This window comes from Nocardia sp. NBC_01499 (assembly GCF_045040275.1).
Taxonomy (GTDB): Bacteria; Actinomycetota; Actinomycetes; order Mycobacteriales; family Mycobacteriaceae; genus Nocardia.
Map to the genome: position 1 here is coordinate 5,723,023 of NZ_CP109426.1, position 17,398 is coordinate 5,740,420.

General features: G+C 65.2%; 20 protein-coding genes. 7 read left to right on the forward strand and 13 right to left on the reverse strand.

All coding sequences use genetic code 11. The features are described from left to right. Positions 1 to 275 precede the first annotated feature (275 nt). A complete protein-coding gene (locus OG203_RS26110) occupies positions 276 to 1,145 on the forward strand; it encodes a DUF2268 domain-containing protein (protein WP_405159905.1) in 870 nt (289 codons plus the stop codon). Positions 1,146 to 1,151: 6 nt separating this feature from the next. Here the strand turns inward: OG203_RS26110 and OG203_RS26115 are convergent, their stop codons facing one another. Genes OG203_RS26115 through OG203_RS26130 form a run of 4 tightly spaced genes read right to left on the reverse strand, consistent with a single transcriptional unit; the run spans position 1,152 to position 3,823 of the window. Beyond that, on the reverse strand, positions 1,152 to 1,850 hold the full coding sequence (locus OG203_RS26115) for a HEAT repeat domain-containing protein (protein WP_405159906.1): 699 nt from the start codon (positions 1,848 to 1,850) through the stop codon (positions 1,152 to 1,154). Then, positions 1,847 to 3,193, reverse strand: a complete 1,347-nt coding sequence (locus tag OG203_RS26120) for a putative toxin (RefSeq protein ID WP_405159907.1) — start codon at positions 3,191 to 3,193, stop codon at positions 1,847 to 1,849. Before OG203_RS26120 ends, OG203_RS26115 begins: the two co-directional genes overlap by 4 nt. Positions 3,194 to 3,209: 16 nt before the next feature. After that, positions 3,210 to 3,497 (reverse strand): WXG100 family type VII secretion target, encoded by a 288-nt coding sequence (locus OG203_RS26125; protein ID WP_405159908.1) that lies wholly within the window; start codon positions 3,495 to 3,497, stop codon positions 3,210 to 3,212. Further along, positions 3,494 to 3,823 carry a WXG100 family type VII secretion target gene (locus OG203_RS26130; protein ID WP_405159909.1) on the reverse strand — a complete coding sequence of 110 codons (330 nt, stop codon included), beginning with the start codon at positions 3,821 to 3,823 and terminating at the stop codon, positions 3,494 to 3,496. The genes OG203_RS26125 and OG203_RS26130 overlap by 4 nt, the downstream gene beginning before the upstream one ends. A gap of 49 nt (positions 3,824 to 3,872) precedes the next feature. On the opposite strand from OG203_RS26130, the gene OG203_RS26135 reads away from it, so the two are divergent. Further along, positions 3,873 to 4,301: a hypothetical protein gene (locus OG203_RS26135; protein WP_405159910.1), complete on the forward strand. Its 429-nt coding sequence runs from the start codon at positions 3,873 to 3,875 to the stop codon at positions 4,299 to 4,301. A gap of 32 nt (positions 4,302 to 4,333) precedes the next feature. Here OG203_RS26135 and OG203_RS26140 read toward each other — a convergent pair whose 3' ends face one another. The 4 genes from OG203_RS26140 to OG203_RS26155 all read right to left on the reverse strand — a co-directional run bounded on the left by OG203_RS26140 (position 4,334) and on the right by OG203_RS26155 (position 7,275). Beyond that, on the reverse strand, positions 4,334 to 4,966 hold the full coding sequence (locus OG203_RS26140) for a hypothetical protein (protein WP_405159911.1): 633 nt from the start codon (positions 4,964 to 4,966) through the stop codon (positions 4,334 to 4,336). After that, complete coding sequence (locus tag OG203_RS26145; RefSeq protein WP_405159912.1) at positions 4,963 to 5,418, reverse strand: hypothetical protein; 456 nt, start codon at positions 5,416 to 5,418, stop codon at positions 4,963 to 4,965. Before OG203_RS26145 ends, OG203_RS26140 begins: the two co-directional genes overlap by 4 nt. A 114-nt stretch (positions 5,419 to 5,532) precedes the next feature. Beyond that, a complete protein-coding gene (locus OG203_RS26150; RefSeq protein ID WP_405159913.1) occupies positions 5,533 to 6,477 on the reverse strand; it encodes an ArsR/SmtB family transcription factor in 945 nt (314 codons plus the stop codon). Between the two features lie 69 nt (positions 6,478 to 6,546). After that, positions 6,547 to 7,275: an SDR family oxidoreductase gene (locus OG203_RS26155; protein WP_405168006.1), complete on the reverse strand. Its 729-nt coding sequence runs from the start codon at positions 7,273 to 7,275 to the stop codon at positions 6,547 to 6,549. Positions 7,276 to 7,344: 69 nt separating this feature from the next. On the opposite strand from OG203_RS26155, the gene OG203_RS26160 reads away from it, so the two are divergent. Next, on the forward strand, positions 7,345 to 7,710 hold the full coding sequence (locus tag OG203_RS26160; RefSeq protein ID WP_405159914.1) for a MerR family transcriptional regulator: 366 nt from the start codon (positions 7,345 to 7,347) through the stop codon (positions 7,708 to 7,710). On the opposite strand, the gene OG203_RS26165 is transcribed toward OG203_RS26160, so the two are convergent. The 5 genes from OG203_RS26165 to rpsF all read right to left on the reverse strand — a co-directional run bounded on the left by OG203_RS26165 (position 7,707) and on the right by rpsF (position 13,169). Beyond that, complete coding sequence (locus tag OG203_RS26165; protein WP_405159915.1) at positions 7,707 to 10,802, reverse strand: replicative DNA helicase; 3,096 nt, start codon at positions 10,800 to 10,802, stop codon at positions 7,707 to 7,709. The genes OG203_RS26160 and OG203_RS26165 overlap by 4 nt on opposite strands. A gap of 655 nt (positions 10,803 to 11,457) precedes the next feature. Continuing rightward, entirely contained in the window at positions 11,458 to 11,910 is a 453-nt protein-coding gene (rplI, locus tag OG203_RS26170) for a 50S ribosomal protein L9 (protein ID WP_405159916.1), read from the reverse strand. A 17-nt stretch (positions 11,911 to 11,927) separates the two neighbouring features. Continuing rightward, positions 11,928 to 12,179, reverse strand: coding sequence for a 30S ribosomal protein S18 (rpsR, locus tag OG203_RS26175; protein WP_014989074.1), 252 nt, complete (start codon positions 12,177 to 12,179; stop codon positions 11,928 to 11,930). Between the two features lie 59 nt (positions 12,180 to 12,238). After that, positions 12,239 to 12,793: a single-stranded DNA-binding protein gene (locus OG203_RS26180; protein WP_405159917.1), complete on the reverse strand. Its 555-nt coding sequence runs from the start codon at positions 12,791 to 12,793 to the stop codon at positions 12,239 to 12,241. Positions 12,794 to 12,881: 88 nt separating this feature from the next. Beyond that, positions 12,882 to 13,169, reverse strand: coding sequence for a 30S ribosomal protein S6 (gene rpsF / locus OG203_RS26185; RefSeq protein WP_150400327.1), 288 nt, complete (start codon positions 13,167 to 13,169; stop codon positions 12,882 to 12,884). Positions 13,170 to 13,339: 170 nt separating this feature from the next. On the opposite strand from rpsF, the gene OG203_RS26190 reads away from it, so the two are divergent. The 4 genes from OG203_RS26190 to OG203_RS26205 all read left to right on the forward strand — a co-directional run bounded on the left by OG203_RS26190 (position 13,340) and on the right by OG203_RS26205 (position 17,066). Then, the gene (locus OG203_RS26190) at positions 13,340 to 14,725 is read left to right on the forward strand and encodes a hypothetical protein (RefSeq protein WP_405159918.1); all 1,386 of its coding nucleotides are present in this window, start codon (positions 13,340 to 13,342) and stop codon (positions 14,723 to 14,725) included. Positions 14,726 to 14,798: 73 nt separating this feature from the next. Beyond that, the gene (locus OG203_RS26195; protein WP_405159919.1) at positions 14,799 to 15,296 is read left to right on the forward strand and encodes a hypothetical protein; all 498 of its coding nucleotides are present in this window, start codon (positions 14,799 to 14,801) and stop codon (positions 15,294 to 15,296) included. 4 nt (positions 15,297 to 15,300) lie between these two features. Further along, positions 15,301 to 16,431 (forward strand): sensor histidine kinase, encoded by a 1,131-nt coding sequence (locus OG203_RS26200; protein WP_405159920.1) that lies wholly within the window; start codon positions 15,301 to 15,303, stop codon positions 16,429 to 16,431. Further along, positions 16,398 to 17,066 (forward strand): response regulator, encoded by a 669-nt coding sequence (locus OG203_RS26205; protein ID WP_405159921.1) that lies wholly within the window; start codon positions 16,398 to 16,400, stop codon positions 17,064 to 17,066. Before OG203_RS26200 ends, OG203_RS26205 begins: the two co-directional genes overlap by 34 nt. The last annotated feature ends 332 nt before the right edge of the window (positions 17,067 to 17,398 follow it).

The following is a 17,398-nucleotide window of genomic DNA, read 5'->3' on the forward strand; positions in this document are numbered from 1 at the left end:
GCATCGAGTCCGTACGGCGATGACCGACGCCGCCGAGTCACCCTGTGACAACGGCATTTGCCCCCACTAATAGGGGCATTGACCATTCCCGGTCACCAGGGTGTTGAGCTCGGCTATACCTGGTGAATTCCGCGCTGATGCGATCGGCGACTTTTGATCTCGGCGGTGCCCGAATAGCGCATATGGCGGAAAAGTGACATTGCCGACGAAGGCGGCGCGGTCTCGCCGGAAAACCGTTGTCCTTGACGTTGTGTCGATCACTATCGTGGTCGACCGTGACCATCACCGTGCTGGACAGCTACACCGCGACGCGCTCGATACTGACCGCGCCGCTCGCCGAACGACCCGAGGCGCTGCGCCGGATGCTCGAACCGACAGCGGACATGTACCGCTACTTCCCCGGCACACCGGACCTGGTGGAGCTGCATCACATGAGCAGCGGATTCCGGGTGGATCGCGAGGTCGATGGAGCGCTGGCCGGGCTAGCGGCATTGCATGACGCGCAGGCGTGGGACCGGATCGAGGCCGCCCTCAACTCCGCGCTTTCGGTTCAGCTGAACGCGACACCGGATATCCAGGTCCCCGACATCCAGGTGATGATCGTCCTCGGCGACAACGCCGACCCGCATTTCATGGACGTCGCGCTCGGCATGAACGGCAACGGCGGCATCTCCGGATACATCTGGCTCGCGTTCTGGCCGAGCCCGGAGAATCTCGCGCGCCTGGAATCGGTCGCCGTCCACGAGCTGAACCACAACCTGCGCTACAGCAACGTGCGCTGGGACCCGGAAACCGTGACGGTCGGCGAGCAGGTGGTCAGCGAGGGCCTCGCCGACGCCTTCGCCAGACACCAATACGGCGACCTCGGCTACACCCGCATCGGCGTCCCGTCGCTGCACGACGACGCCGTGTACAACAAGGTCATCGACGGCCTCGGCATCCGAGGCATGCAGAACTTCGCCGCATACGTCCACGGCGACGCGATCGCCGCGCGTTTCGGCGGCACCCCTGTCGGACTCCCGACCGGCGCGGGGTATGCCGTCGGAAACCGCCTAGTAGACGCATATTTGGCGATCACCGGAAAGCAGGCACCCGACGCTCTTCTAGTCGATTCCGCAGAGGTTATCGAATTAGCGACCAAGTAGTTTCGGTCACGCGGGCAGTTTCTGCATAGCCCGCTCGGCCTGCTTGCGCACCGCGGCAGCTCGGTCATCGACGAGCGGCTCGATCAGGTGCCGCACACCGGTGGCCTTCATCTGGACCAGTGCCTTGATCGCGTAGCCGCGGGCAATGCCGTCGAGATAGCGCACCGCGATATCTCGGGATTCAGGTGTCTTGACCTTGCCGAGGTACTCGACCAGCGGGAGCATCGCGGTCCCCGCCGGCAATTCCGTGAGCAGTTCGGCGATGGGGGCGAAGTTCTTCGGCCCGGCGATCAGCCGCAAGGCCTCGCAGGCCCAGGTCTGCATCCGCTCCGGGATCGGCGGAGTGCGGCGCACCTGCGCGATCAGCAGATCGATGGCCTCTTGATTGCCGCGCGCGGCGGGGTCGATGAGGTTGCGGATGAGTCCGGACCGGATCGCGGAGCGGTGCTCGGTCTCCGGTCCTGGAATCCGCGTCTCGAGATTGGCCAGCCAATCGACGAAGATCGGGATGCCGGGCGGAATCGTGCGCGGACCGTTGGACAGATCCCCCAGCGTGTAGCAGGGCACCCCGACCGCGGCGAGATCGGTCATGATCCGCCGGTCGAATCCGCGCTCGCCGTCCTTGTATCGAGCGGGGAGGTCGTTCATCCACTCGGTGCCGCCGTTCTCGCTCCCGTGCGGCATTCGTGCATAGCTGATGGTCATTTGGGTGGTCCGTCGTCCAGTTCCATCCGAATCAATTCGATCTGTCCGGTATCGATCATGCCCTGGATATCGGGATCATTGATCTGGGTCCGGTGATCGACGATCAGGGTCATCGTGTAGCCGTTGTCCCTGGCCCACTGCTCCTGGATGAGCAGCTGTTCCTTCACACCGGCGATATCGTTGGTGTTCTTGACCTCGGTGACCTGGTGATTCTCATCGTCGATCCGGTCGGGGATCGACGAATGCGCGTCGCCGTCGCGGTCGACGATCGTGATCTTGCGTTTCGGCGCGTTCGGGTCGATGCCCGCGCGCCTTTCCCCCTCGTCGCCCGCCGCGCTGTTCTGCCGGACGTCGCGACCGCCGATGTATTTGGTGCTGCGCGGGGTTCGGCCGAGGATCGACTCGAGATCGGCGGTCTCACTGCTGACCATCGTGTAGATCCCGGTGTTCGACTTCACCGCGTCGGCGACCTTGGTCTCGATATCGCCGAGACGGCCGGCGATGGCTTTCGCGTACTCGGTCTTGTTCGAGGTGATCAGGGCATCGATCGCGGCCTGTGCTCCGTCGCTGGCGGGCAACCGTTCCGCGGCGAGCTTGTCCGCCTCGTAGGTGATAAGGATGCCCGACAGGAGGTTCAGCGAGGTGCGGCAATCGTCTTTGGCCGATTTAGCCGTCGCCGCGACCTGCGTGCACGCGATGCCGAGGTAGGAGGCGCCATCCGAGTTGGCCTGGATGGCCCTGGCCACGGCACCGGCGTCGTCGACGTAGGTGGCCAGGATCGGGTCGTCGCGCTGGGCGTCGGCGGGGAAGAGGGTGGTGATGCTGGTATACAGCTGGGTCGCGAAATCCTTTGTGGTGGTGCTGTACCAGGTCATCAGCGTGCCCGCCGCGCCGATTCGCTTCTCGTCGCAGTCGGCCCATGCCCGGGTCACCTCCGACTCGACCAACTCCCAATGATCGGGATTGCCTTCGGTTCCGCCGACCGACAGCTGGGTGGGGTGCAGGTTGATGGTCAGCGTTGTCCCCGCCGGTGTGGCGGGAACCGGGTCGGGTGTGCCGGGATGCGAGCCGTTCTCGCTGTGCACGAGATTCTGTCCCGCGGTGTGGATCTGGATGCCGAGCGCGTTGCATGCCATCGCGGCGGTCGAACCGGCCTCGAACACGTCGGTGGCCGATTGGTCGAAACTGCGTCCCCACGCCGGGCCGCCGTACGGATACAGTCCGGCCGATCGCGAGACGTCGAGACCCTTGTCGAGCGAGCGGAGGACACCTTCCAGGACGGTGCTCACCTTGATCAATCCCTCGCCGACTCGGAAGTAGGTGTCGGCATCAACTGTGGTCATCGAAAGTCCCGGTGTTTCACGAGCGCATGCCCCTGTTGTCTTGCTCGGCCTGCAGGTAGTTGCTGTGCGCGAGCGCGATCCTGTCCCGTATCGCGCGCAGTTCGTCAACGAGTGTGGTTGTGGTGGAAAGCCATTCGTGCTGGCTGTCGGAGAAGGCTTGGGCGGCAGCACCACTGAATTGGGCGAGCACACCGTCGGCGATGTTCTTCGTCCTCGCACCGTGATCACCGACGGCGGTGATCGCCTTGTCGAGTACATCGAGGTAGGCCTGCATGGCATCGAGGTCGTAACGCCGAGCGGTCAAGGAAGATCCAGACTCGATGTGGTCGCGGTGATGTGGCCTGCGAACTGTTCGTCCTTGGCGGCGAAGCTCTCCGCGGCCGTGGTCAAGCTCGTGGCCTGCCGGTTCAGCTCATCGATATGGGTACCGATACGCGGGGCCAGTTCATCCAGCAGTGCCGTCACATATTCCGCCGCCCGGCCCGACCACACTTCCCGCAGGCGGGAATGCTCGAAACGGATGCCAGCCAAGACATCATCGAGAAGTCCGCGCTGGACCCGCAGCTCGGTTGCGCCCTGACGAAGAACCGCCGGATCGACTTGTAAACTCATGCGCAAACCCCCGTACAACCGGGAAAAGCGTAACGACGCGTAGTTCGCTCGAGCAAGGTGTGTCCGAATGGATTGGCGAACCCAAGCCCCGCCGCAGGTGCGGGACGACTACGACATGCTCCTGCGCGACGGGGTCGACGCCGCGGCCAAGATCCTCGCGGAGTCAGACTCTTTCGCGCCGTTCATGCTGGTTATCGAGCGCACCGGCCGGAAATCTTTCCGCGAACTCGCCCAAGCGCGCGCGAACGGTAGCGAGCAAACAGTTACCGGCGCACTGGAAATCGGAACCGACCGGGGCATCTTGCGCGCCAGGGCGACTGTGTTCGACGTCACTGTATCCGCGCCGTTCACCGGCAGCGCCATCAAAGCCGTTCTCGAACACCGGGATGGGCCCGCCGTCGACGTGCTGGTGCCCTACACGGCAACGCCCGATGACCTGCGGATCGACTTCAACGCGGCCGACGGTGCGGTCGGCACTCCCCAACTATGGGCCTGAGCGGGCGCCCCGATTCCGACTAGGTCTCGATCTCACGGCACGATCTGCACGTTGTCGAGGATGGTGGCGAGGTCCGGCCCAAGGCTGTCCAAGTCGGGCACCTTCGCGCGGCCGACCAGCGAGACAGGGTAGATCGCGCCGCCGCATTCGCACACGATGAGTCGGTGGTCTTCCCACCATTCGACCTGGGGAGCCGGAAAGACGCCGGTGACTCTTCCGCCGTCCTGTCCACAGACGTTGATCGTGCTGTCTTCTCGCGTCTGCCAGCCAGGTGTCGCCTGTGCCGTCCGGCGCATCATGTCCACCGCATCCTGCACCGTCGCGGTGGGCGGGAGCTGGTTGACGGTGATCATCGCGGTGGGACTGTGGAAATCCGCAGGGAGCTGATCTCTACGTTGGATAGCCAATCCGCTGGTGCCGACTCTCGGAACATCGGTGCGCTGCCAGCCCGGCAGTTCGGGAATCAACACCCCGAACAGCTGCTCGGGTGCGCGATCGCTGGTGAAGACGCGGCCGGTAACGGCGTTGGCGTCGCACGAATAGTGCACGGCCGGTGTGGGTTTCGCCGCAGTCGAGCTCGGCGGTGCCGCGGATTCGGGGGTGCCGCATGCGGCAAGTACCGTCAGCGCGACGACGACCATCGGGACCGATCGGAGCAGGCTCACCAGATATCGATCCAGGCCGGACGTGCCGGGAGATCGAATGCCGCGGACTGCCTGCGCACCAGCATCGGAACCGAGGCGCCCACCGGGAACTCGGCCTGCAACGACTTTGCCCGTCCCTGACGGAACTCCATGAACAGGTACTGCTTTCGCAGGCGATGTTCCGCGCCGGTTTCGGGATGCGTGAACGTCACCTCTATCCGCACTCGATGCTGGTCGAATCCATTGACCCTGTGCAACTTCCGATAGTCGGACTCGATCACCGCCCCGGATATCGGCGCGCCAGACCGCCGCAGGTACGAACGCCGAAAACGCCACACGACGCCGAGCACCTGCGTCCACAGCACCATCCCGACGACAATGCCGACCGGCAACGTCAATGCCACCGCGGCATCATTCCCGAACCGCATTCCGAGCAGAATCGCGAGATCGACGACCCCAAGAACAAAGAGCACTGCGCTCACACTGGCGACAAGGGCCCACACAATGCTCGCAGGACCGATAAACCTGCGCTTATCACCCATCCGGACACCCCCTCGTCCGTGGATTACATCACCGCGGCGGTGGAGTCACAAATTCGTGGCAGGCTCACCGAGGCGCTGCGGGAACAAATAGAACCGCACCGCCATCGTCCGGAGTTCCCCTTGTTTGCCGAACCGATCGGACGCCACGTCGATCGCCTGCTCGCGGAGTGCACCGTAGCGGGTGAGTAGTTCGATGTACTCGTCGAAGAATCGCGTGAGCTCCTCCCGCGTGAGCAGTAATCCACCGCGGGATCCCATGGTCCAGTGACCGTAGCGTTCGGGATGTCGAGCGACGTTGGCGAGCAGTTGCAAGTCCTCGGCCAGCTTCCGGTCCTGCCACGCCCCGAGATCCGCCCAGTCCTGCGTGCTGATCTGATCCGGCTCCGGCATCCGCAGATCGAGTGGACGCTTGCGCCACCGGCCACTGTTGTCGCAGCGGACGAATCCTGCCTCACGCAATGTGTGTAGTTCGGCGGCGACATCGGCCGGATCCGCATGCAGCCTTGCCGCGACGGTCTGCACCGTGGCCGGTGCCTGCGCGAGCGCACCGATGATCCGCTGTCGAGCGGGATCGTTGAAGATGTCGCGGACGTCATGCACGGTGACCACGCGCGGCGGCTGGTCCGCGCCGAGCAGATGCCGGGCGCGCAGCGAAAGGAACAGTCCGAGCGGGATCTCCAGACCGACCGCCATCAGCAGACTGCTCCAGCGAGCACCGCTCGACCAATCGAGGACAACATCGAACCAGGCGTCGCAGAACAGTACTGTCGCGGTGGCGATCAACACCGGCACCGCGGCGCGCCGACGCCTGAACCCCAACCAGGCGCTGGAACCAAGACCGGCGAGCAGCAGCACATCGAGGCCGACCCACGCGAGCCGCCACTCGCCGGTGGTGTAACCATCCTGGAGATCTACCGCGAGGAACAGGATCCAGGGCACCAAGAACGCCGCACCACCGGCGGTAATGAGCAGCAGAACTCGTCGGTTCACAACATCGAACCTATTGAGCCATCGACAATTCCACCATCGGGACAATCCCCGATCTTTTCCTGAGATCCGTTACCGCGGAGCTCGAGCGCTGTCTCGGCGGACGAGTTGCGGATAGAGCTGCGCCGGATCCTCGCCGAGGCGCGCCTTCCATGCCACGGTCTGCGCATCGGCCAGCACCTCCAGGGCGCCTGCTCGCACACCGTCGAGTGCGCGGCGCGCGATCAGGGCCGGGTCGGTCTTGTCGACGTCGATCCCGGCCATCATGTCGGTATCGACGCTGGCCATGGCCAGTCCGGTGACCTGGGTGCCCTGGTCCGCGAGTTCGAGGCGGATGCCGTTGGTCAGCGCCCAGGCCGCGGCCTTGGAGGCGGAATAGCTGTTGGAATGTTCGTAGGCCATCCAGGCCATCACCGACAGCACATTGAGCACCGCGCCACCGCCGTTCGCGGCCAGCACCGGCGCGAACGCGCGGACCATGCGCAAGGTGCCGAAGTAGTTGGTCTCCATCTCCTGCCGGATATCGGGCATCGCGCCGTCCACTAGTTTCGCGTACGTCGACATACCGGCGTTGTTGATCAACAGCGTCACGTCACCGGCCGCTGCCGCCGCGGCCGTGACGGACGCATCATCGGTGACATCCAGCTGGATCGGCACCACCCCGGGCAGATCGATATCCGCCGGATTGCGGGCTGCCGCATAGATTTTCGCCGCACCAAGGCTCTGCAGTTCGGTGACGAAGCGTCGGCCGATGCCGCGATTGGCGCCGGTTACCAGTGCGATCGAGTTCTCGAGTTCCATGACCGCTACGCTAAAACCTGACGTCGGCGTGAGAGGCAAGCCGATCCAGTGTGAAGGACGGCACATCTCATGCGAATCGGCGAACTCGCCCACCGCGCCGGTGTCAGCGTGCGCGCCCTGCGGTACTACGAGGAACAGGAACTACTCATCCCCGAGCGCACCCCCTCCGGCCAGCGCGTCTACACCGAGGACGCGGTCGAGCGGGTACGTATCTTCCAGCTGTTCTACGCGGCCGGCCTCAGCAGCCGCACCATCGCAAAGCTGTTGCCCTGCATCGACACCGGCCACACCACCCCCACCCAACGCGACGAACTACTCGCCGAACGCGGCCGCCTCGCCGGCCATATCGTCACCATGACCAACGCCCTGCACCGCCTCGACAACCTGGTCACAGCCGCCGACCAACGTGCAGAAGCACCGGCTGCCGGCCCCTAGCCGCGCGCCATATCCACGAACCGGCTCAAATGCAGCTGGTGTGCGACGGTAATGGTGGCGGTCGGGCCATTACGGTGCTTGCCGACGATCAGGTCGGCTTCGCCGCCGCGCGGGTCGTCTCGTTCGATCGCGTCCGGGCGATGCAACAGGATGACCATGTCCGCGTCCTGCTCGAGGCTGTTGTGAACTGAAATGCCCTGGGCCACAAAGTTATGTGTGCCTGGGACGGTGCCGTCGTAAACGTCCTGTTCGCCAAGGCTGGTGATGTCAACAACCTTGTCCCAAAAGACGTCGTTGGTGGCCAACATTTCGATTTCGGCATCATCGAGGACCGCAGCGACACGGGCGAGACGCGACCGGCTGGGGGAACACTTCCACATGGTCGAGCCACAGAAGCGCGAACCCATTGCCGCCGAGAAATCGCGGTGCGTCATGTGTTTCGTGGACAGCAAGCCTCGGACACTGGTCCAGACTTCCTTGGGCACGGTGTCGACGTTGGTGTTGCGCACCATCGGCTCCAGTTCGATCAGCGCCGCTTCCGCCGCCTTGCCACGGGCGCCGTGCACCCCGATATCGCGCAGGAAGATGGTCTGGTTGTCCGAGCCATCGATCTGCAGGTGCCAGCAGGGTCGGTAGCCGGACTTGCGGACCCGCTTGATTCGTCCGTGTACACCGAGGCGAAGCAGCAGTTGCGCTACGTCGTCGACGAGGCGGCGGCTTGTCGATGCGTAGTAGACGCGAGCTTGATTGCCTTTTGCGTCCCAGCGCACCGAGCCGTCGGTCGCCCAGAGGTGCCGGAGGAACAGTGCGACCTGGTCGTTGGGGAGTGCGAAAACCGGCTGTGGGACGAACTTTTCGTAGCTGCGCAAGCCGAACAAGCCCAGTTCATCGAGCCATGCGGCGATCGGGTTGCGCTTACCGTTGGTGAGGCGTTCGGGGGCGCGCAAGCGCAGCGTTGTCACGCGCGCCGCGGCGTAGTCGTCACGTGCGACGGTGACGCCGAAATGGGTGGCCGCGTCGGTGACGGCCGCGAGGTTCTCCTCATCGATGCTGGCGTAGCGGATCGGCTGGCGCTTGACGCAGGAACCATCACCGATCATGTGCGCCAACAGGATGATTTCGGATTCCGCCATCCTGGTCGTCTGCACCGGCTCGGGGACGAACCGCGGAGTAGCCAGGCGATCGTCAATGGCCAGCTTCTCCAGCGGAATCCAGCCGTCGACGGTCAGGAAGGGGTGGTTGCCGGTGGCTTCGACCTCACGTCCGGAGGCGAGGCGCAGCCGGAACACTTCCTTGCGCCCGCTGGGGAACACCTTGACCATCGGGCGAGCGACCATCCGCATGCGCTCATCCAGCGACCACACGAGCGGCTGTTCCCCGCTGTCGAGGAGCTCGCCGAGGGTAGTCTCGCCACCGGTGTCGGCACGAAGGATGCGGGTAGCCGCAGGCAGGCAACCCGACTCGCGAAGGTCGGACACCATGGGGCGCTTGTCTGTTCGCTGTTCGGGACCACGGTTCAGCTGGCTGATCGCGATCACCGGAACCTCGAGCTCCTTGGCGAGCAGCTTCAGGTGTCGCGAGAACTCCGAGACTTCTTGCTGCCGGGATTCGACCTTCTTGCCAGAGGACATCAGCTGGAGGTAGTCAACCACAACAAGTTTCAGATCATGCCGCTGCTTGAGCCGCCGCGCCTTCGCCCGAATCTCCATCATGGTCAAGTTCGGTGAGTCGTCGACAAACAGTGGCGCCTCGCTGATTTCACTCATCCGCCGCGCGAGTTTGGTCCAGTCGTCGTCACTCATCCGCCCAGCACGCATATCGGCGAGCTTGATTTTCGCCTCAGCCGAAAGCAGGCGCATGACAATTTCGGTTTTACTCATCTCCAGTGAGAAAATAACGCTTGGCAGCCCATGCTTGATCGAGCAGCTCCGCATGAAGTCCATACCGAGGGTGGAGTTGTGTGTCGGCACCATGGTCTGCCCGGCGAGGTAGAGATGGTCGCCGTTGTCGACCTGGACGCACCGCACGGGGACCGTGTCGATTTTGCGGACGTCCACGATCTGCCGCGACTCCGAACGCGCGGTGCCGGGCACAGCGTGGTTCAGGTTGTCGTCCGCCGAGCGAAGGGTGTGGACGATGTCGCCAGTTGTCCGTACTGCCGCCCGAGACCCTGGGGAGCGGGCGACGGTGAGCCACTGGTGTTCCTCGTCCGCGACGAGCACTGTGCCGTCGGAGAATTCGACCTCGTAGCACGGGCGGTCGGTGAGGATGTCGGTGGCTGCGACGACGCGGGTTGGGTGTCCGTTGGCGTCGAGGAGTTTGTCGCCGACGCGGACCTCGCCCATGGTGGTCCAGCCGGTGGGAGTCGGCAGGGGGGTGTCGAGGGCGAGGGCCTTACCGACGCCGGGTCGGGCCGCGACGATGATCATCTGGCCTGGGTGGAGGCCGTTGGTGAGTTCGTCTAGTTCGGTGAAGCCGGTGGGGACGCCGAGCGAGATGCCGCCGCGGCTGGCGATGGAGTCGATTTCGTCCATCGTTGGCTGCAGGAGTTCTTCGAGGGGGAGAAAGTCTTCGGTGGTGCGGCGTTCGGTGACCTCGTAGATCTCGGCCTGGGCGCGGTCGACCACCTCGGCGACGTCCTGGCCGTCGGCACCCGCGTAGCCGAATTGCACGATGCGGGTGCCTGCTTCGACCAGGCGGCGCAGGATGGCCTTCTCGGCGACGATCTCGGCGTAGAAACCGGCGTTGGCGGCGGTGGGGACGGTCTGGGTGAGCGTGACGAGGTACGGCGGGCCGCCGATACGTTTCAGTTCACCGCGCCGGTCGAGGCCGGCCGAGACGGTCACCGGGTCGGCGGGTTCGCCGCGACCGTACAGGTCGAGGATGGTGTCGTAGATGAGCTGGTGCGCGGGCCGATAGAAGTCGCCGGGGCGCGTCACCTCGATGACGTCGGCGATCGCGTCCTTGCTCAGCAGCATGCCGCCGAGCACGGACTGCTCGGCCGCCATGTCGTGCGGTGGCTGGCGCCCGAAGTCCTCACCGGGCGGTTCGGGCGGATAGTTCGCGTGCCCTCGGTCATCGACGACTGCCATGAGACTCGACCGTCCTCTCTCCACCTACCGGGCTCACCCTATTGATGATTGGTCCCACTCTCGGGCTCCGACACGTCTGGCGCAGCGGCGGCAGTTGCCACCCGCGCGATGGTTGGTGCCACCTGCGAGTTCCAGCTACCGCTGCGATATCCAGGAAATCCGGACGTTCGGGGCCGCTCGTCACGACGTAGCGTCGAACCTAGGCGACCGAGGAGCGGTCGCCAAACCCTAATGTGCACACAGCTGTGGATAACTTGGGGACTGTTCACCTAACCGTGTGCACCCCCTGTGTACTACTTGGGGAAAACCCAGGTCGTTCCGCGAAAACCCGCAGATAGATATCGATTTCCCGAGCTATCCACGTGTGGATGAACAAAGTCGGGCGTGTCGACCAAGTTGAACAGCCGGGCGTGTTGGGTTAACAGCACGTGTGACGGGTATGAGCTGAATCACATTGCCACCGGTCGGTTTCCTGAGTAATCCACAGGCCCGTCACCGGGAACCCCGGTGACCAGCGATGATTTGCCGAGAACGTTCCGTATGGCACGGCTGCACAACGGGCAAATAATTAGTTACTCAGAAGAGTGGGCAGCATCGCACAGCCGAAGACCACCCCCGTGCCGAACACGGGAGTGGCCTTCGCGGTAGTGCTATATCAGCTGGCAGCGACCGTGAGGTCGAACTTCGCCGCGACGTCCGGGTGCAGGTGCACCACGACGCCGTGCTTGCCGGTCGACTTGATGTGCGACTTCGGCAGCTCGATGCTGCGCTTGTCGACCACGGGCCCACCGGCCGACTTGATGGCCGAGGCGACGTCCGCCTGGGTCACCGAGCCGAACAGCTTGCCGGTGCCCGCCGTCTTCACCGAGAGCGAGACCGCGTCGAGGTTCTCGATGGCCTGCTTCAGTTCGTTGGCGTGATCCAGGTCGCGCACCTTGCGCGCGTCCTGCGCCCGGCGGATGCCAGCGACCTGCTTCTCGGCGCCACGGCTGGCAACGATCGCCAGTCCGCGCGGCAGCAGGAAATTACGGCCGTAGCCGTCCTTGACCTCGACGGTGTCGCCGGGCGCACCGAGGTTGTCCACGTCTGCAGTCAGAATCAACTTCATTTGCGTGTCTCCCTTACTCAGCGAGCCGTCGACACGTAAGGAAGCAGGGCCACCTCACGCGAGTTCTTGACGGCAACCGCGATGTCACGCTGGTGCTGCACGCAGTTGCCGGTGACGCGGCGGGCGCGGATCTTGCCGCGATCGCTGACGTACTTACGCAGCAGTGCCGTGTCCTTGTAATCGATGTTGACGATTCCGGACTTGGCTTCCTTGCAGAATGCGCAGGCCTTCTTCTTGAGCACCTTTTCGCGCGCTGGCGCTTTAGGCATGGTCTTTTACTCCGTAATCAGTGATGGTCCACGCAAGGCAGACCTATGAGTTGCCGTTATCAGAACGGCGGTTCGTCATCTACGCGGCCGCCGCCCCCGAAGGAGCCGGCCGCGGGCGCACTGCCCCAGGGGTCGTCCTCGGCACCGCCGGAACGCCCGCCGCCACCACCGGAGCCGGCCGGGGCGCTGCCGCCGCCGGAGCCACCGCTGCCGCCGGAGCCGAAGCCTCCGCCACCACCGCCGCCGCCGCGACTGGTCTTGTTGACCTTCGCGGTGGCGTAGCGCAGCGAGGGACCGACCTCATCGACCTCGAGCTCGACGACCGTGCGCTTCTCACCCTCGCGGGTTTCGTAGGAGCGCTGCTTGAGCCGTCCGCTCACAATGACTCGGGAACCCCGGGTCAGACTTTCGGCGACATTTTCCGCGGCTTCGCGCCAGATGTTGCAGCGCAGGAACAGCGCTTCGCCGTCTTTCCATTCGTTCGAATTGCGATCGAACACACGGGGTGTCGACGCGACGGTGAAATTAGCCACCGCCGCTCCCGCGGGCGTGAATCGAAGCTCGGGGTCGGCCGTCAAGTTTCCGATGACGGTGATGACCGTGTCGCCTGCCATGTGGTTCCTCCTGCTCGGGGTGCAGTCCGCGTCTCGCTGTTGCGCTAGAGCCTAGAGATAGACACTGACGCAATCGAGGGTTGCTGGACTACTTGTCGTGGCGCAGAACCTTGGTGCGCAGCACCGACTCGTTCAGGCCGAGCTGGCGGTCGAGTTCGCTCACGGTCGCGGGCTCCGCGGTCAGATCGACCACCGCGTAGATGCCCTCGGCCTGCTTGGCGATCTCGTAGGCAAGCCTGCGGCGGCCCCAGATATCGACCTTGTCGACCTTGCCGCCTTCGGTACGAACCACGGTGAGCATCGTCTCGAGAGACGGGGCTACGGTGCGCTCGTCCAGACTGGGATCGAGGATAACCATCACTTCGTAATGACGCACGGACCAATCACCTCCTGTGGACTAGGAAACGGCCACGGGCTCTCCGTGGCAGGAGGGTCGTTGCGTCAGCAACCCGACTAGGCTACCTGAACGCCCCCTGACCACTGAAATCGATCCCATCGGCGAGGGAACACGGGCATTGACGTATCTCGCCGCTTAATGTGGTCCCCATGCCGACCGGACTCGCCAGCAGCGACCTGACCGCGCCCCGCGTGGCCCGTCGCGCGGCGCTGGTGGCGGTTGTGCTGGTGTTGTGCGGGCTCACGTTGATGCTCGGGTATGCGAACAAGGCGCGGTGTGCGGGCGGACCGTTCACGGCGGACGGGCGAAGCACGGTATTCGATGTCGCCAAGGATTCGGATGTCTGTTACTCCGATATCCAGTTCCTCTGGCTCGGCCGCGACATCAACGAGCACGTCTTTCCTTATGTGCAGGGTGGCATCACCGAGGACGGGACACTGGTCGGCGGCGCGGTCGAATATCCGGTGCTCAGCGGCACTTTGATGTGGCTCGGCGCGCTCGGCGCGGACAACGACGCCGAGTTCCTACTGCACTCCGCGCTGCTGCTCGCGCCGTTCGCGTTGCTGACCGCGTGGATGCTGGCCAGGCTCGCCGGCCGCGCGGCGCTGCTGTGGGCGGCGGGGCCGCCGCTGGTGCTCTACGCCTTCCACAATTGGGAACTTCCCGTGGTGTGCACGGCGGTCGCCGCGGTGTACGTGGTCGCCACATTGACCCGATACTCGTTGCGCACCAGGGGAATTCTGGCCGCGGTGCTGCTCGGGCTCGGGTTCTGCCTCAAGCTTTATCCAGGGATTTTCGTGCTGCCGCTGCTGGCGTACGTGCTCACCGGCGGCGTCGAACGCGATCGCGACGACCAGGGTCTCGATGTGCGCGGCGCGCTCATGACGGCCGGTGCGGCGATCGGCACGGTGATCGCGGTGAATCTGCCGTTCGCGCTGGCCGGGTACGAGGGCTGGCGTGCGTCGATCACCTTCCAGCAGTTGCGCCAGGCCGACATCACCACGAATTCCATTTGGTACTGGGGACTTCGGCCGCTGTTCGGTGCGGACGCGCAGAGCGAGGCGTTGTTCCAGGAGGTGGTGTCGGTCGCCTCGCCGGCGCTGGTGCTCGCCGCGTTCGCGCTCGCCATGTGGCTCGGCTGGCGGCGATACCTCGCGACGGGTGTGTTCCCGTGGGTCGGCGTGAGCGGCGCGATGCTGTGCGGATTCCTGTTGTTCCACAAGGTGCATTCGCCGCAGTACACGTTGTGGCTGGTGCCGTTCCTGGTGCTGCTCGAGGTGCCGTGGGCGGCGATCGTCGCGTACTTCGTCGCCGACGCGGCCCTCGGCATCGGCGTGTTCAGGTACTTCTACGCGCTCGGCTCGGGGAGACCGGCGGAGCAGATGGAAAAGGTCGTGCAGTTCGGGGTGTGGGGCAGGGCGGTGCTGTTGGTCGCGCTGTTCTTCCTGTTCCTGCGGGCCTTGCCGCGCGGCTTTCGGCCGGTGCCGCCGCCGGTGCCCCGGTTCGCGCCGGGTGAGTTGATCCCGGTCGGGTAGTCCGGCGGATTCCACCCGCCGTTCCACCCCCGGGTGGTGCCGGATAACCGGCGATTCCCCGAGTGTTATGGGCATGACCTCGAACAACTTGCTCACCGCCCTGCTGGTAATCGCGATACTCGGCTGGATCATCTACCGCCAGAATCAGTGGCGGCCCTTCGATCCGGCCCGGATGTGGCGCGGGCCGCTGGTTCTCGGCATCGCCGGAGTGGCGTTCTTCGCGTCCTCGGACAACGCCCCCGCGGTGCACACCGTGGATATCGCGCTGCTGGTCTTCGAGGGTGTGCTCGGGCTCGCGGTCGGCGCGCTGATGGGCGTGTTGTCGAAGTTCAGCCGCCAGGATGGGCAACTGATGGTGCGCACCGGCGCCTTCGCCTCCGCGCTGTGGGTGCTGCTGATCGCGGTGCGCATCGGGGTCGACGTGGTCGCGGTCGGCCTCGGCGCGAAAGCCGTTGTCTCGGTCGGCGCGATCCTCGCGCTGCTCGCGGTCAACCGGCTCGGCCGGATGCTGGTGATCGCGACGCGAGCGGAGCGGCTGACCGGCCCGCATGCGATGGTTCGGGCAGACTGAGTCGATGCCGCCCCGCGCGGACACCGCACCGACGACCCCGAGCAGGCTGCTTCGCCTGACCGGGGTCATCGCCATGGGCGTCATCCTGCGCGACGACGGGCTCGCGCGGCAGGGGATCGCGGTCTTGGTCATGATCGGTCTCGCCGGGCTCGCGCTGCTGATCTTTGCGGTGGATCCGGGCGGACGGCCGTGGGTGAGCAGGGCCGCCATCGCCGTGATGGCGGTGTTCGGCGGGCTGACGGTCGCGCAGTCGAGCGGCTCGCTGGTCCCGCTGCTGGTCGCCGCGACCGCGTGTTTCGCACTGGTGCAGCACTCGATCCTGTTCGGGGCGTTGATCATTGGTGTCGAGGTGATCGCGGTGGGGGTGTCGTCGGTGGCGGCGCATCGCAGCCCGAGCGCCTATCTCGGGATGCTGGCCGGTGTGCTGTTGGTCGCGCTACTCGGATTGAGCCGCAGGCAGTTTCGGGTCACCGCCGAGCAGAACCGGCTGCTGGTGGAGCAGAGCCGGGAGATTCGTGCGGAACGTGACCGCGCCGCGACGCTTGCCGAACGCGGCCGGATCGCCCGCGAAGTGCACGACGTGCTCGCGCACACCCTCGGCGGACTGGTGCTGCAACTCGACGCCGCCGACGCGCTGCTCGAGGCGGGTGAGACCGAACGAGCCGCCGACAAGGTTCGCGCCTCGCGCGAGCTCGCCGTGTCGGGGCTCGCCGACGCACGGCAGGTCGTCGGTGCGTTGCGGGCCGAAAGAGTCGATATACCAACCGAATTCGACCGGCTGGTGCTCGAACATCGCAACGCGGGCGGCCGGGTGCGCCTGCGGTTGGATGGCGACACGCAACACCTCGGTGCGCAGGTGAGTGTCGCGTTGCTCCGTGCCGCGCAGGAGTCGCTGACCAACGCGCGTAAGCACGCGCCGGGCGCGGAGGTCGAGTTGTGGCTGCGGGTCGACGCGGAGCAGGTGGAGTTGCTCGCATCGAACGCGCTGTCCGACCGGATCGGGCTACTGTCGGCCTCGGGGATGGGCGCGGGCCTGCTCGGTATCCGCGAGCGGATCGGCGCGCTTGGCGGAACGGTCGAGGCGGGAAAGACGGGTGACCGGTGGCGAGTGCGAATGACGGTGCCGCGGCGGTGATCACGGTGGTGGTCGCCGACGATCAGACCATCGTGCGGGAGGGGCTGACCACCGTGCTTTCGCTGCTGCCGGATATCGAGGTGGTCGGTGAGGCCCGCGACGGGGCGCAAGCGGTCGAGTTGGTGCAGCGTCTCGCGCCCGATGTCGTGCTGATGGATTTGCGGATGCCGGTCCTCGACGGTGTCGCCGCCACCGCCGCGATCACCGCCGACCATCCTGGCACCGCGGTGCTCGTGCTGACCACCTACGCCGACGACGAATCGATCGCGGGCGCGTTGCGTGCCGGTGCGCGTGGGTATTTGACGAAGGACGCGGGACGGCGTGAGATCGCCACGGCCATCCGCTCGGTCGCCGGTGGACAGGCCACCTTCGCCGCCGAGGTGGGCCAGCGGCTCGTCGCTTCGCTGTCCTCGCCCATCGCGGCTCCCGCCGGCATTGCCGAATTAGGGCTCAGCGCAAGAGAACTCGATGTACTGACGTTGATGGCCAAGGGCCACAACAATTCCGAGATAGCCAAGGAACTGTTCATCGGGATCAGCACGGTGAAGAGTCACATCAACTCGTTGTTCGCGAAGCTCCATGTTCGTGACCGCCCGCAGGCGATCGCCCAAGCCCACCGGTTGGGGTTGAGCTAGCGCCGCTCGCTGGCGCGCGCCGCTTGCACATCCGTTCCCCGCACCGGACTGCTCGGCCGCCGTGGTCCCGCCTCAGGGTTGCCAAGTAGTAGATGATCGTGCCGTCGACCGCCGATCGCACGGCTGTCCAGTCATCCGGTGTTGGCACTGCGAGGTGCGTCACTGGCGGATATGACGCTCGGCGCGGCGAGTGTCCGCTCTGGTTGCTAAAAGCTTGCCGAATGTCCAGCTCAGGAACTGATCCGGCCGCATCGGGGCCAGTGCGGCCCCGGTGTTCGTCGGCTTACGCGGTAACGATGCGTCATGCTCACTGGACGCTGGTCCGCTTACTC

Coding starts and splice junctions, on each gene's coding strand:
- OG203_RS26115 (WP_405159906.1), bottom strand. CDS start 1,850: ATGACCATCAGCTATGCACGAATGCCGCACGGGAGCGAGAACGGCGGC.
- OG203_RS26120 (WP_405159907.1), bottom strand. CDS start 3,193: ATGACCACAGTTGATGCCGACACCTACTTCCGAGTCGGCGAGGGATTG.
- OG203_RS26135 (WP_405159910.1), top strand. CDS start 3,873: ATGGATTGGCGAACCCAAGCCCCGCCGCAGGTGCGGGACGACTACGAC.
- OG203_RS26155 (WP_405168006.1), bottom strand. CDS start 7,275: ATGGAACTCGAGAACTCGATCGCACTGGTAACCGGCGCCAATCGCGGC.
- OG203_RS26160 (WP_405159914.1), top strand. CDS start 7,345: ATGCGAATCGGCGAACTCGCCCACCGCGCCGGTGTCAGCGTGCGCGCC.
- OG203_RS26165 (WP_405159915.1), bottom strand. CDS start 10,802: ATGGCAGTCGTCGATGACCGAGGGCACGCGAACTATCCGCCCGAACCG.
- rplI (WP_405159916.1), bottom strand. CDS start 11,910: ATGAAGTTGATTCTGACTGCAGACGTGGACAACCTCGGTGCGCCCGGC.
- rpsR (WP_014989074.1), bottom strand. CDS start 12,179: ATGCCTAAAGCGCCAGCGCGCGAAAAGGTGCTCAAGAAGAAGGCCTGC.
- OG203_RS26180 (WP_405159917.1), bottom strand. CDS start 12,793: ATGGCAGGCGACACGGTCATCACCGTCATCGGAAACTTGACGGCCGAC.
- OG203_RS26190 (WP_405159918.1), top strand. CDS start 13,340: ATGCCGACCGGACTCGCCAGCAGCGACCTGACCGCGCCCCGCGTGGCC.
- OG203_RS26195 (WP_405159919.1), top strand. CDS start 14,799: ATGACCTCGAACAACTTGCTCACCGCCCTGCTGGTAATCGCGATACTC.
- OG203_RS26200 (WP_405159920.1), top strand. CDS start 15,301: ATGCCGCCCCGCGCGGACACCGCACCGACGACCCCGAGCAGGCTGCTT.